This is a genomic window from Maridesulfovibrio sp. (assembly GCF_965230075.1).
Lineage (GTDB): Bacteria > Desulfobacterota > Desulfovibrionia > Desulfovibrionales > Desulfovibrionaceae > Maridesulfovibrio.
In genome coordinates, this window is sequence record NZ_OZ245945.1 from 3,711,801 (window position 1) to 3,724,937 (window position 13,137).

The 13,137-nt window shown below is 48.8% G+C and carries 13 protein-coding genes; 7 read left to right on the top strand and 6 right to left on the bottom strand.

Annotated elements, in window-relative coordinates:
- Window positions 1–119 precede the first annotated feature (119 nt).
- Genes ACO05Z_RS16845 through ACO05Z_RS16855 form a run of 3 tightly spaced genes read right to left on the bottom strand, consistent with a single transcriptional unit; the run spans window position 120 to window position 5,211 of the window.
- The gene (locus ACO05Z_RS16845) at window positions 120–2,447 is read right to left on the bottom strand and encodes an FAD-dependent oxidoreductase (RefSeq protein ID WP_421903343.1); all 2,328 of its coding nucleotides are present in this window, start codon (window positions 2,445–2,447) and stop codon (window positions 120–122) included.
- Window positions 2,448–2,476: 29 nt separating this feature from the next.
- On the bottom strand, window positions 2,477–4,111 hold the full coding sequence (locus tag ACO05Z_RS16850) for a glutamate synthase-related protein (RefSeq protein WP_421903344.1): 1,635 nt from the start codon (window positions 4,109–4,111) through the stop codon (window positions 2,477–2,479).
- A complete protein-coding gene (locus ACO05Z_RS16855) occupies window positions 4,075–5,211 on the bottom strand; it encodes a glutamate synthase (RefSeq protein WP_421903345.1) in 1,137 nt (378 codons plus the stop codon). The genes ACO05Z_RS16850 and ACO05Z_RS16855 overlap by 37 nt, the downstream gene beginning before the upstream one ends.
- A 312-nt stretch (window positions 5,212–5,523) precedes the next feature.
- Here ACO05Z_RS16855 and ACO05Z_RS16860 point away from each other — a divergent pair, with 312 nt between their 5' ends.
- On the top strand, window positions 5,524–5,706 hold the full coding sequence (locus ACO05Z_RS16860; RefSeq protein WP_421903346.1) for a hypothetical protein: 183 nt from the start codon (window positions 5,524–5,526) through the stop codon (window positions 5,704–5,706).
- A 390-nt stretch (window positions 5,707–6,096) separates the two neighbouring features.
- On the top strand, window positions 6,097–6,396 hold the full coding sequence (locus ACO05Z_RS16865; protein WP_421903347.1) for a hypothetical protein: 300 nt from the start codon (window positions 6,097–6,099) through the stop codon (window positions 6,394–6,396).
- A 5-nt stretch (window positions 6,397–6,401) separates the two neighbouring features.
- Here ACO05Z_RS16865 and ACO05Z_RS16870 read toward each other — a convergent pair whose 3' ends face one another.
- From ACO05Z_RS16870 to ACO05Z_RS16880, 3 genes are all read right to left on the bottom strand, one after another.
- Window positions 6,402–7,025: a TetR/AcrR family transcriptional regulator gene (locus ACO05Z_RS16870; RefSeq protein ID WP_421903348.1), complete on the bottom strand. Its 624-nt coding sequence runs from the start codon at window positions 7,023–7,025 to the stop codon at window positions 6,402–6,404.
- A gap of 16 nt (window positions 7,026–7,041) precedes the next feature.
- Window positions 7,042–7,623 carry a class I SAM-dependent methyltransferase gene (locus ACO05Z_RS16875; RefSeq protein ID WP_421903349.1) on the bottom strand — a complete coding sequence of 194 codons (582 nt, stop codon included), beginning with the start codon at window positions 7,621–7,623 and terminating at the stop codon, window positions 7,042–7,044.
- Window positions 7,624–7,798: 175 nt separating this feature from the next.
- Window positions 7,799–8,989, bottom strand: a complete 1,191-nt coding sequence (locus ACO05Z_RS16880; RefSeq protein WP_421903350.1) for an HD-GYP domain-containing protein — start codon at window positions 8,987–8,989, stop codon at window positions 7,799–7,801.
- Window positions 8,990–9,394: 405 nt separating this feature from the next.
- Between ACO05Z_RS16880 and greA the strand changes: the two genes are divergently transcribed.
- From greA to ACO05Z_RS16905, 5 genes are all read left to right on the top strand, one after another.
- A complete protein-coding gene (gene greA / locus ACO05Z_RS16885) occupies window positions 9,395–9,880 on the top strand; it encodes a transcription elongation factor GreA (protein ID WP_421903351.1) in 486 nt (161 codons plus the stop codon).
- 110 nt (window positions 9,881–9,990) lie between these two features.
- The gene (locus ACO05Z_RS16890) at window positions 9,991–10,761 is read left to right on the top strand and encodes a hypothetical protein (RefSeq protein WP_421903353.1); all 771 of its coding nucleotides are present in this window, start codon (window positions 9,991–9,993) and stop codon (window positions 10,759–10,761) included.
- A gap of 85 nt (window positions 10,762–10,846) precedes the next feature.
- Window positions 10,847–11,281 carry an META domain-containing protein gene (locus tag ACO05Z_RS16895; protein ID WP_421903354.1) on the top strand — a complete coding sequence of 145 codons (435 nt, stop codon included), beginning with the start codon at window positions 10,847–10,849 and terminating at the stop codon, window positions 11,279–11,281.
- 17 nt (window positions 11,282–11,298) lie between these two features.
- Window positions 11,299–12,486: a sensor histidine kinase gene (locus tag ACO05Z_RS16900; protein ID WP_421903355.1), complete on the top strand. Its 1,188-nt coding sequence runs from the start codon at window positions 11,299–11,301 to the stop codon at window positions 12,484–12,486.
- Between the two features lie 16 nt (window positions 12,487–12,502).
- Complete coding sequence (locus ACO05Z_RS16905) at window positions 12,503–13,132, top strand: phosphatase PAP2 family protein (RefSeq protein ID WP_421903356.1); 630 nt, start codon at window positions 12,503–12,505, stop codon at window positions 13,130–13,132.
- Window positions 13,133–13,137: the final 5 nt, after the last annotated feature.

Consider the following 13,137-nt stretch of genomic DNA (forward strand, 5'->3'; position numbering starts at 1 on the left):
CAGATGGTACTTTCTCAACAGTATAAAAGCCCTGCTGAAGTAATTCAGCAGGGCTTTCATCTTAGAATCCATACAGGATCACCGGACCACCCGGCTCTCCTATTCTTTAAGACTTTATATTAGCCAAGCGGACTGTTCTCTACGAGATTCCAGATACCGCAGGGGCAGACATTGGCGCAGAAACCGCAACCAATACATTTTTCAGGATCACAGACCATCTCGAAATCCTTGCCTTCACCGCTCTTGCGGGAGATGGCAGCCTGCGGGCAGACGGTTTCGCAAAGGCCACAATCACGGCAGGAACCGCAGGAAGAACATTCCTGAGCACATTCCTGAACATCCTTAAAGTGGGTAATGCGCGGATCAAAGTATTCGAGGGTCATACGCTTGTAATCGATAACGTCTTTGGGCTCAGCGTGAGGACGCTTACCAGTGAAGACTTCATCAAGGGTCTCGGCAGTTTCGCGACCGTGACCGATGGCGTGGGTCAGCAGGCCGGGACGGACAGCATCACCAATAGCGTAAACACCGGGCTCGGTGGTCTGGTAATCTTCGTTGACCACGATGTGACCGCGATCAAGAGCGATGGTATCGGGCAGGAAGTCGATATCCGGGGTATCACCGATGGACATGATCACGGTATCAGCCGGAAGAATTTCGCCAGACTTGAGCACTACGCCTTCCTCGGTAACTTCCTGAGTGAAGCAGGGGTAGCGGAACTTAGCACCTACATGCTCAGCTTCTTCGCGCTCCTTACCGAAAGCGGCAGGCTTCTGGATATCAATGAGAAGAATATCTTTCGCGCCAAGACGAGCACATTCGGTGGCAACGTCACAACCTACGTTACCCGCACCGATGATGACAACTTTCTCGCCCACTTCAGCCTTATCCTTCATGGCACCCTTGAGGAAATCAAGAGCCGGGGTGATGCGCTCATGCCCGGGAATGGGGATGATGCGCGGCTTCTGGGCACCGATAGCGAGAACAACAGCATCGCTGTTCTGACGCAGTTCGGCGAAGTCGTCAGCAGTGAGCTTCTTCTGCATGTGTACATGCGGGATGACCTTGGCAACACGCTCAAGTTCGCTGTCCAACACTTCCTTGGGAATACGGCTGGAAGGAATAGCGGAAGTAATCTTACCGCCGAGCTTGTCGGCCATGTCATAGACAACTGCTTCGTGACCTTTACGGCGAATCTGCCATGCAACAGAAATACCTGCGGGGCCACCACCGATTACCGCTACTTTCTTACCGGAAAGAGGCGGCAGTTCAGGTGCGGGACTCTTCACGCCGTCACGACCAAGCTTGGTGATATCAACGGAAAGCATGTCTTTCACGCCGCGGGTACAACCTTCCATACAGAGGTTGGGGCAGAGGTAACCGCAAACAGTTGCGGGAAAAGGAGTATATGCAAGGGCAAGGTCCACGGCTTCATCAACAAGACCGTCACGGACAAGCTGCCAACGCTTCTGTACCGGCATACCGGTAGGACATGCAGACTGACAGGGAGCCTGATACTTGCGGTTTTCCCAGACCGGAACGAATCTGCGCAGATCACCGTGGGTGATAAGCGGAATGGGAGAACGGTCAAGGTCCGTCAGGTCACCGATAAGCCCACCCTGTCCAAGCTCGCCATCCCATACTTCGGAACGGAACTCAGACATGGAGCGACGCTTACGCCCGGTCTTCTCAAAAGGAGACTTGGCACGGATCAGCTGCCATTCCTTGCGTTCGGTCAGGGTTTCATAAACTTCTTCACGGCCGATTTTGGCGAGGTTCTCTTTGAGGTTACTGGTCAGCCATTCCCAATCCGCATCGGTGATGGGCTCAAGAATAGCGTCAGCAGTGGAAAATTCGCCGTGGGGTCCGCGTACGAAAATGCGACCGCCAACCATACCGACACAGGGACGGAAGGCGAGTACGTTTTCAGGGTTCTGGGGTTCGTAACCACAGACTACAGCGGTACCACCGGCCATGAATTCGGCAAAGTAGTCACCAACGCCGCCGAGAATCCAGAGTTCGGGTTCATCAAAGCGGGGGTTGGTTTTGGTCATGGTCATGCCACGGGCACCGATATCGCCGTTAACGATAACTTTACCCTGTGCCATGGCGTTACATGCGCCGTTAGAAGCATTGCCGTGGACGATGATTTCAGCACCGGCGTTGAGCCAGCCAACGTCATCGGATACTGAACCGTGAACGTTGATTACAGTGCCGGGAAAACCTTTGGAACCGAGACGCTGACCGGAAGTACCGATAACGTCAATCTCAATGGGTTCTTCCTTGGAAATCCAGAGCCTTCCGCCAATGCCGTGCTGGCCCATGGCGTCTATTTCAAGCTTGCGGGCTCCATCGGCAACCGCTTTCTGAATCCGCTCTTCAAGGATGCGGGATTCAATACGGGCGCCTTCTTCAAGACCGCTGATGCATATTTTTTCTGTTGCCATTTTAAATCTCCGTAAATCGTGAGCTGTTGTTAAACCACGTACTTGATGCCGAGTCTGTCAGCAGCATCACGGTCACTGATACCAAGCGCATCCGACATACCGATAGGCAATGATGTGGAGCGGCCCAGAGGGGCGATAATCTTTTTGATTTCAGTGTCAAAGCTCAGATAGAAGTCAACAACCCTTTCGGCGACCTTTTCAGGATCAAGGCGACGGTAAAGTCTGGGGTCCTGAGAAGTAATACCCTTGGGACATACGCCGATGTTACATACGTTGCAGCGGTCTTTTTCAGAACCGAGGCAGCCTGCACCGGCCTGCATAACGTATTTACCGACCTGAACGGCACTTGCGCCGAGCATGATCAGTGCCGCAGCGTTGGCTGCGAGATTGCCGGATTTACCGATACCGCCACCTGCGATGAGAGGCAGTTCGTTCTGCTTACCGGTAACAACCAGAGCGTTGTAACAGTCGCGCAGGTTACTGGCGATGGGGTGTCCCATATGGTTCATGGAGACGTTGTATGCCGCCCCGGTACCACCGTCTTCACCGTCAATGGCAAGACCGGCAGCGTAGGGGTTACGGGTCAGGTTGTTGAGAACCGCCAGCGATGTGGAAGAGGCGGAAATCTTGGGATATACCGGGACCCTGAATCCCCAGGCCATACTCATGGACTGAATCATCTTCGCAACTGATTCCTCAATGGAATACTGGGTCTGGTGGGTCGGAGGACTGGGCAGGCTGACGCGCTCGGGAACACCGCGAATCGCAGCGATGAGCTTGTTGACCTTGTACCACATGAGCAGTCCGCCATCACCGGGCTTTGCACCCTGACCGTATTTAATCTCAATTGCGCAGGGGTCGACCTTCATCTCGGGAATGGCGTGGATGATTTCATCCCAGCCGAAGTAACCGGATGCGATCTGGAGAATTACATATTTGAGGAAGCGGGAACGGAGCAGTCTGGGAGGACAACCACCCTCACCTGTGGAAATACGCACAGGCATGTTCAGCTCTTCGTTCAGGTAAGCCACACCCATCTGCAGACCTTCCCACATGTTGGGAGACATAGCCCCGAAGGACATGCCGCCGATGACCAGCGGGTAGATTTCGCGAACCGGGGGCTTCCAGCCGTGTTCCTGATAAGTCTTCAGGCTCTCTTCGGGAGACTGCACACGACCAAGAAGAGTATTCAGGCGGAACTCATGGCGACCGGCATCAAGCGCGGGGTCGGTGAGCATGGATATACGCATGAACTTGATCTGGTCCAGCAGGGATTCACCGGAGTTGCGGCGTCCACCACGGGTGCGGGGGTTACCGCCGCGGTCATTGTGGAATTTCTGGGTGGTGGAACCTTCTTCGCGCTTGGGACCGATGGCATTATTGGGACAGACCATGTTGCACATGGAACAGCCGATACAAGCGTAAGCAGGGTCGGTCTTCTGACGGATGCCGTAAAAAACGGTATGTTTATTTTCGGCCTTTTTCATCAGGCCTGCGGGGGTAATTATCTCGCGCTTGCGGAATACGCCGAGTTCAATAGCGTTGACCGGACAGACTGTGGTGCAGCGACCGCACTGGGTACAGAGATCCTTGTCCCACTCGATCTGCCAGTTCAGGTCTTTAACGCCTAAAGTTGACGGGGTAATTGGTCTTTCTGTGAGCATGTCTGTATCTCCTTGCAGTCGGGTCCGACGATTACTGTATCGAGGTGCATGGGCTGAAAGTCTTTGGACTTGTCGCGGTCAGGGATGACAGCGTCGATGCCGCAGACTTCGGAAGAGAAGGCGTAAATGCCGTCTTTACCGCCCACAATGCCGGGACGAAGCTTCTTGCGATCCTGAACCATGAACATGGAACCGTCATCAAGGGTTCCGATTACACAGTTGGGGCCGTCAATGATCATCTTGCGGCAGGAACGCTTCAGGGTCGCAAGGAATTCACGATCCGGATGGTCGGCCATTTCATGGTCCATGAGCGGGGTGATGACGTGCTTGTAGGCACTGATATCAAGTCCCAGACGCTTGGTGGTGTAATGGGCGATATGGGTGAAGACCTCGGAATCGGACTGGTAGCCCTCGTAGCCGGGTACGTTTCTGGACTGCAGATATTCCTTGATGGGGATAAATGCGGTGTTTTCGCCATTAGTCATGGAGGCAACGCCTTCTATAAAGAATGGGTGACAGGCGTAAAGGTTGATGGCGTAGTTGGTGTTCTGCCTGCCCTGCGCCAGAATGCGGCGGGCATAGAGGTTGCGGTTAGCACCAAGCTGGAGCCATTCACCGATTTCAAGGGGATCACCGACTTCTTTTACAATGATAGTATCAGGCCAGAAAGAGAAAACCATGATATCGCCGTCTTCTTCGCCCATTTTGCGCAGTTCAAGGCGCATTTCCACCAGTTTCTGACCCTGCTGCTCAGGGGTAAGCTGGTTCCAGCCTCTGGGAACCTTATAAGCGATTGCTGCATATGTTCCGCGGACAGGAGTACCTTCCGGCGGTTCGGTCTCAGGGGTGTAAAGGATGCTGTACTGGGACTTGAAACCATGATCCATGGTATATTGTTCCAGTCTACGCAGACCGGCTTCGGTAAAAATACCGGAAAGGATGGGACAGCCCTGCAATTCTTCTTCAAAACGACCACCCAGTCCCCTGAGGCAGAGACCAACGCCGGAGCCGTCATGACCTTCTTTCATTGTATTAAGGGCATTGATGGCCAGCATGGGTGAAATCGGATCGCGACTTGTAAGCGCAAATAAACGGCACATATTGTCAGCTCACTCCATGATTATAAGGTTCAACAGGTGCAGCGGCCCGGGAGGCAGAAATCGGACGGTTCCGAGACTCTGGAAGGTTTCCGGCAGGCAGCTGACATGTTTTTATTGAAAAATGTATCAGCCAATGCGGCTCTAATCTATAAATATTTCGAAATGAGTAATATGTGCCAGCTCTATTTTGACGTTTTGAGTTTCCAGCTCTCAAAATTGACACAAACGTTTTTTTCAGGGATCTGAAATTGAATCGAAATCAGGTTATAAAAATCGTCTTTTTGAAGACTAGAGCGATTCAGAGATTTGACAATGTCAGAAAAAAACAATTTTGGCAAACAAAAATACGAAAATGAAGTTTTTAAATCTAAAAAGGACCTTTCCCAAGACACAGAACAAGTCAAACACCCCCCAAAAGGCAACATTTCCGGTCTACAATCCAATCGAACACAAACAACACAAAATACTAATTTAATTGCATTTAAATCAAATTAAAATTCGCGCAACAGGATAATTATACCAAAGTGACAAATCCGAAAGGCACACCATTCAACTTTTGGCAAAAAGTGACAAACCACTCCCAAAAACGCACTTCACGGATTATTGATCGCGTAATTATGCAGCCATAAATCAGGCTTGTGGATAGCTAAGCAAAACAAGCAGTCACTCAAAGCAACCACCTCAACCTCACGACAACTCAAAAAATTACAATTTTGATAAAATTTACAACACACACCAATTCTACCCTACAAATCTGTAGGTTGCTATGTTGTTAGAAACGACAACGGCATAACGAATCAAACAAACATATCATCTTATACGGCTTGCCCATTTTCGTACAAAAAAGTTATGCTCAAAACGCAATCAATATTAAGGAGAGCACAGATGAATCGCGAAGAGATCCAAAGAATATTTGAAGCTTACTTTGAGAAATACAAAAAGACTGAAGGGGACCGAACAGCGTGGTCAGCGGTCTGGCTGGAAACAACCGGGGCGGGGGTACTGGAACTGAACATGACTAAGTGCCCCAAGGGGACCACGTTCAAAATTTTCGTGAACAAGAAAAAAGAGGCGCAGATTCTGGACTGGGATGCGTATTTCGCAACCATGGACGAAATATCAGCCAGATTTCCAGGCCTCTACAATGAAGAAAAACTCTTCGCTGAAATGGAATTTGTTATTTGATGCAATCAGGGCTGAGGGACGAGCAAGTAACTTTCAAGCATCATCACCATCTGAAAGACAAGACGGTCTTCCCCCACATCTGAATCAAATATCACAGCCTTATGCGATACCTCTTCCACCACAAGATGAACCAGTTCGGCTGCAGCCTCAAGATCGTCCACTTTCAAATGATGCTTCTGGGATTCCAAAAACTCCAACAACTTTCCCCGAATCCTGCGGTCCCGCTCCCGGCCAATCGCCGAGATTTCATCATCTGTCGCTTCAAGGGCCATCACTTCGCGAAAAAACATTCGGTTGCTGCGATGTGACTCCACAGAATAAACTCCCAGCATGCGAAAGGCCTCACGAATGGACTTACCTTCACTAAGCATGGTCCGGGCCTTGGCAAAAATATCATAACTCATCTGCCCTTGGAGCATGTTCATTACTTCAATGAAGATCACCTTCTTGTTCTTGAAGTAGCGGTATACCGATCCGGTAGCAACCCCGGCAGCGGCGGCAATATTTTTGGTATTGGCTCCGGCGTATCCCTTTTCAGAAAATACATCCAGAGCCGCTTCCAAAATATCATTTCTGGTCACATCCGCCCTGTCCTGCACAGGTTCGAAGTTTCCATGCTTACGTATCATCTTGATCCTTTAAAGCTTAATGAGTTTCCGGTTTCCGCAGATAAGCCTTCCGAGCCATAAAAGACGGTGGCAGATTGTCCACTTTAAAACCGATTTCAAGGGCTATTTTCAATTCCTGCTCAAAAAAATCTGCCCTGACATGATTGCGCGGCTCAGTAAGCAGAAAACCACCTCCCGGTACCAGCAGAGCAAAAATTTCCTGCAAGGTTCTACGCTGATCCGGTGTTTCATGAATGACATTCCCGGCAATCACAAAATCAACCTTACTGGGATAACCGATACTATCCGCAGTGCACTGATGCAGAGTAACAATCCCGGCTACACCGGCTTTGCCGGCTCTCTTGATGGCGATTTCAAGCATCTTATCCTGCAAATCTACAGCAACCACTTCGCCTTCACTACCCACCAGCTTTGCCGCGCCGATGGAATAATGCCCCAAACCGCAGCCGAAATCCAGCACCCTCATCCCGGGACGCACCCATTGCTTGAGAGCCTTATCTGCCGGATCAATCATCCGGCGCAACTTGTTGTCAAAAGTATATGCCACCCACCACGGGCAGACGTGCATGCTATCATTGCTTTGCTCTGCTTTTGCCATAACTATTTTCCTCCTCGTTTTTTATAAAATGAACCTTGGTTCACCTTAAGTCAAGATAAAAAGTCGAACTAAAGTTCATTTTTAAGGCAAAACTTACCTATCTCCTTAAAATATAGGACAAAAAAAGCCGGATTCATAACAAATTTGAATCCGGCCGCACTGATATCTTAATGATCTAGATTAAGAAACGCGAAAGCTGTTGCATATCAACACCCAGAGAACGCGGGTCCGGCTGACGCAGAACCTGAACTTCCTGCCCATCTTTCCTATAAGTGGCAAGATCAAGACACTCTGAATGCACAGGCTGCATCTTACTATTAAACAAAACCTTGACCTTGGGGTGTCGCGGCTTGGTTTCATTGGTTTCCAGCACAAGTGCAAAACGGAGATCATCCAACTGGACCATAGTTCCCGGAGGATAAATACCCATTACCCGGATAAAGCGGTTCAAGTAGGCGGGATCAAAATCAGTTCCCTTCCATTTATACATCTGGCTCAAGGTCTTGGCCGGGGTAATGGCTTTCTTATAAACCCGGACACTGGTCAGCGCATCATAGACATCGCTAATGGCAATAATGCGACCAAAAGGATGAATTTCATCCCCTTTAACACCACTGGGGTAACCGTTTCCGTCGAACCGTTCGTGGTGTTCAACAACACCACGCAGGACAGCCCGGTCAAGCCCTTCAACTCCTTTCAGGACTTCCAAGCCCTTCTGCGAATGACTTTTCATTACTTCATATTCAGAATCAGTAAGCTTACCGGGTTTATTAAGTACCTTGTTCGGGATACGGCCCTTACCCACATCATGAAATAAAGCCGCAATACCAAGCATCTCAAGCTCTTCACGCTGTAAGCCGAGAGCCTTGCCCAGCAGCAAGGAATAAAGATTCACATTGATGCTATGAGTATATGTGTACTCGTCATACCTTTTAAGAAAAGCGAGAGTCAGAGCGGCAGGCTCATTGGTGGTCAGGCTGTCAATAACCTCACCGACAATGGGAGCGGCCTCCTCAACAGCCACAGTCTTACCCTTGCGCACGTCCTCAATAAATTTACGGGCATAATCGAGGGCTTCCTCGTGAACCCGGCGTGCTTCAGGCAGGGCGTCAGCCATATTACGTGCTGCATCCTCAGCAGTCATCGCCCCTTTATCGCAGGTGAAGCCCATATTCGGCAGGACCTTACCGGTTATTATCTCGACTTTTTCTGTGTCATCAGGAAGATATTTGGCTATATCTTCGTATGATTCAATATATTTGCCGACCTCAACCAAAGGATCGTGAAAAGTCCCGGCTCCATAGCTCTGGACATACATTCCCGGTTTAACGTCTTTTTTATCAATAATTTTTACTTCATCAGCCACCAGAGCACCCTCGCAATCATAAAAACAAAAATTCCCGCTAGGACAAAGACCTTATCCTTAAAAATATATTTTAAAAAGGCTCTTTCCCTTAAAATATTACTTCAATAAAACCAGTTTATTACCGTTACAATTATAAATTAAAATTAACTGCAACCCACCTTCTCCATAGCTCCTAAATGTTATTTCGCACCCGCCAACACTTCAGTAATATTAAAAAAACAGCAAAACTATTTATCTTTTACCAAATGCGACTTGACCTAGTTCAAAGGATGTTCTACCCAGAACTTTCAGCAACTGACTGGTTGCCCTGTAACCTGTACCCATAGCAGCTTCACTTCCGGAAAGACCTTTTCGGCAGTGGCTGCATTTTTATTGACAACGACGGAATAATTAGAGGTTTATGGAATGAGCAATATACCCATTTCAAAAGAAGGATTTGCAAAAATCAAAGCAGAACTGGCATCTCTTAAAAAAGAGCGCCCTGAAGTAATCAAAGCTATTGCGGAAGCACGTGAAGAAGGCGACCTGAAAGAAAATGGTGGCTATCACGCAGCTCGCGAAAGACAGGGAATGCTTGAAGCGAAGATCAATTACATTGAATCCCGCATCCCCCAGTTCAATGTTGTAGACATGACCACCCTCGGTGGTGAAAAAATCACCTTCGGCGCGACCGTTACTCTTGAAGATATCGATACCGGCGACGAAAAAACCTATACCATCATGGGACCGGATGAGAGTGATTTCAAAAAAGGAATCATCTCCATTGAATCCCCGGTGGGCAAGGCTCTGCTCGGTAAGATTGAAGGCGACGAAGTTGTGGTTAACGCACCCAAAGGCAAAATCGAATACGGCATTGTCTCTGTAATCTTTAACGGACCTATTTCCCAATAAAACAGGTTTTCCGTCAGCCAATAACAGGGCCGCAGGTTCTGGATTAATGCAATTAAACGGGGGTGTGCCTAGGCGCATCCCCGTTTTTATAATCAACAGCGGGCGTTCACATGCACGGCACGGAAATATTTACAGACAACATATCCTGCTCCGGGTACTGCTCCGGGTACTGCTCCCGGTGCGAAACCACCCACACTTTGAGTCCGGGCAACACTGTACAGTTCTGCCTTGAACTGATGCAGAAGCTGAACAATGAGAAATGTACAGACTTTGATCTGCCCCCGGAGCAGCGCCATCCTGATTTTTCAACCGACTATCTTTTCGGGAAAGCCCGTGGACAGATGTTCGGGATCATGACCTATCTGGATAATGATGGTTGTGAACGATCAGCCAAGGCATTTTCCGGACAGTACAACGGACATTGGGAAATTCCCGGCTGGGTAAGCCCGATCATCAACCCGCACGAATTCCAAAACCTGACTGAATCAACAGAAAAGGAAATTAAGAGAATCGGCAGGGAGATGGCTGAACTGAATACCGGGAATGCTGAATACAAGGTTCTTTCTTCCCGGCGCAAAAAACTTTCACAAAATTTGATGCGCGAAATTCACGCCATATACAGAGTCCATAATTTCAGGGACGAAACCCGGCCCATGCCGGAGATAATACACGGATCGAAAGGAATCCCCACCGGGACTGGAGATTGCTGCGCCCCGAAACTGCTGAACTTTGCAGCCCGCAACGGTTATACCCCGCTGGGAATTGCAGAATTTTATTACGGCAAGGAAAACCGTTCCCGCACAAAACAACACAAGCAATTCTACCCCTCCTGCACTGAAAAATGCAGCCTGATCCTAGGCTATATGCTCTGCGGCCTCTAGAAACGTTCTCCAGCAATTTATTTGATATTTTTCTGTCAAAAAGAGATCTTTCAAAGTACAATCCAATCTACGGAGGAATCTTTTTATGAAAATGTTCTATTTGAAAAAAATTATTCTGCCTCTTTTAACTGTTTGCGCATTTATACTCATTTCCGGCTGCGCACCAAAACAGACCTACTATCCTGTTTATGAAGATCCCACTAACACCAAGTGGATTGCAGAAGACATCGACGGCAAGCCCATCGGAGGATTCGCCCATATCTGGATGCGCCTTGACAGCAACGGTAAAATCTACGGTTCCGGCGGCTGCAACAGCTTTCGCGGCGACTACACTTATGTAAACGGACAATTCAGTACCGGCCCACTGGCTATGACCCGCAAAAGCTGCCCCAAAAATATGAATCTGCAGGAATTCAAATTCATGCAGGCTTTGGACAATGTCAGCACCATGCAGGAACGAAACGGCATGCTTTATATGGAAGGTGATGGCAACTCCCTGCTTTTCTATAAAGGCCATTAATCCAAATGGGATATTGCATGAGCGAAGATGTATACTCCCAGAGTTGTCCGGCCGAGGAGTTCAATCCTTGCAGCCCGGACATTCTGGATCAGCACGAGAGGATAAAAAAAGACGTTGCTGCGGAATTAATCAATTCCGTACCTAACCCGGCCTTTATTCTCAACAGCGACAGAAGAATCATCCTGTATAACGAAACACTTTCCGCTGCTGTCGGAGAAATACGGGAAAATATGATTCTGGGGCGCCGCCCCGGAGAACTGCTCCGCTGCTGCAATTCGCGAAAGAATTGGTGCGGTGAAGCTGTTCCTTGCGTCCAATGCGGAGCATTGAGAGCTATCCAGACTGCCATGACCGGCAACAGGGCTGAGGAGGAATGCATGCTGCTGTCCAATGTGGATGGTCAGGTCAAGGCGTACACATTCAAAGTCAACGCATCACCCATAAAAATCAAGGAAGAGCAATATTTCATAATCCATCTGACTGATATTTCAGACAGCAAGCATAAGGAAATGATGGAGCGGGTCTTCCTCCATGATCTGCTTAATGCTGTAAACGGCATCACTAATGCCGGAACACTGATCAAAGAGGACGCAGTAAAAAGCGAACACCGCGAGCTTGCCGGAATGATCGTTGACCGGGCCAAATTCATGGCAAACGAAATTGATGCCCACAGGATGTTCATCTCCGCCGAGACCAGACAGCTTGAAATTAATAATGAACCGGTAATCGTAAAACAGGTGCTCGAATCTGTCAGCGCCTTTTATTCCGGCAGCCAAATAGCAAAAGACAAAAATATCTCCCTTGAATCTAAGATAGAAGAATTCGCCTTAACTACTGACAAGAGAATTCTTTACCGCATAGTTGAAAATCTGGTTAAAAACGCCATTGAAGCCTCTCCGGCAAACAGCACTGTGACTATTAAAGCTGAAAGTAAAAACGGCCACGCTCTATTCACTGTTTCCAATCAGGGAACTATCCCCATGACCATTGCCCACCAGATATTCAAAAAATCCTTCTCAACCAAAGGGAAAGGCCGGGGACTTGGTACCTACAGTGTAAAAATGTTCACTGAAAATTACCTCCGGGGAAGAGTCTGGTTTGATTCATCACAAGATGACGGCACCAATTTTTATGTGGAGATTCCCCTTTCCCCTTCAGCTGACCCGCTGGAAGTTGATCCCTGTCCCCGACGTCTGCAGAACTAACCAGGAAGGAGCATTCATGACTGACAATCCCAAACGGTTGTCCCTCTACACAACAGCAGGCGCGCTTGCTGCACTGCTGCTCATTGTCCTCTTTTACCAATCTTATGATCTGCCCATAGCCAAAGCGGCCCATACCCTCAAGGGGACATTTGCGATCACACTAGGCAAGCTGCTTAGCGACCTTGCCTCCAAGCATGTCATCCAAACCATCTCATTTCTGGCTCTGCTTGGCGGAAGCATAGATGCCATGCTGGGTGGACTACGAACCAGATCCCGGGCCCTGCTACTGCTGGCATTTTCAACCATGACAGCCATGCTTATCGGCGACGAACTGAAATGGTTCTTTGGACGCTGTCGCCCGCCTTTATTCTTTGAAGACGGCTCCTACGGCTTTACTTGGTTTTCCGGAAAATACCTGCAGAACTCATTTCCTTCCGGGCACACCCTGCGCATTTTTTCGTTAGCCACAGCAATAGCCCTAATACTGCCACGCAAAAAATATATCCCGTTTATTCTGGCCGCACTGGTTGGAATCAGCCGGGTTGTGGTTGGTAAGCATTATCCCGCAGATGTGATCTTTGGCTGTTTCATAGGCATTACCTGCGCATTATGGACGCATTACTTTTTGTACCTGCGAAACAGATAGTAAAA

Bases quoted from the DNA above. Each gene is read 5' to 3' on its own strand.
- ACO05Z_RS16870 (WP_421903348.1), bottom strand. From the start codon at position 7,025: ATGATACGTAAGCATGGAAACTTCGAACCTGTGCAGGACAGGGCGGAT.
- ACO05Z_RS16860 (WP_421903346.1), top strand. From the start codon at position 5,524: ATGTCAGAAAAAAACAATTTTGGCAAACAAAAATACGAAAATGAAGTT.
- ACO05Z_RS16875 (WP_421903349.1), bottom strand. From the start codon at position 7,623: ATGGCAAAAGCAGAGCAAAGCAATGATAGCATGCACGTCTGCCCGTGG.
- ACO05Z_RS16845 (WP_421903343.1), bottom strand. From the start codon at position 2,447: ATGGCAACAGAAAAAATATGCATCAGCGGTCTTGAAGAAGGCGCCCGT.
- ACO05Z_RS16855 (WP_421903345.1), bottom strand. From the start codon at position 5,211: ATGTGCCGTTTATTTGCGCTTACAAGTCGCGATCCGATTTCACCCATG.
- ACO05Z_RS16890 (WP_421903353.1), top strand. From the start codon at position 9,991: ATGCACGGCACGGAAATATTTACAGACAACATATCCTGCTCCGGGTAC.
- ACO05Z_RS16850 (WP_421903344.1), bottom strand. From the start codon at position 4,111: ATGCTCACAGAAAGACCAATTACCCCGTCAACTTTAGGCGTTAAAGAC.
- ACO05Z_RS16900 (WP_421903355.1), top strand. From the start codon at position 11,299: ATGAGCGAAGATGTATACTCCCAGAGTTGTCCGGCCGAGGAGTTCAAT.
- greA (WP_421903351.1), top strand. From the start codon at position 9,395: ATGAGCAATATACCCATTTCAAAAGAAGGATTTGCAAAAATCAAAGCA.
- ACO05Z_RS16905 (WP_421903356.1), top strand. From the start codon at position 12,503: ATGACTGACAATCCCAAACGGTTGTCCCTCTACACAACAGCAGGCGCG.
- ACO05Z_RS16895 (WP_421903354.1), top strand. From the start codon at position 10,847: ATGAAAATGTTCTATTTGAAAAAAATTATTCTGCCTCTTTTAACTGTT.
- ACO05Z_RS16865 (WP_421903347.1), top strand. From the start codon at position 6,097: ATGAATCGCGAAGAGATCCAAAGAATATTTGAAGCTTACTTTGAGAAA.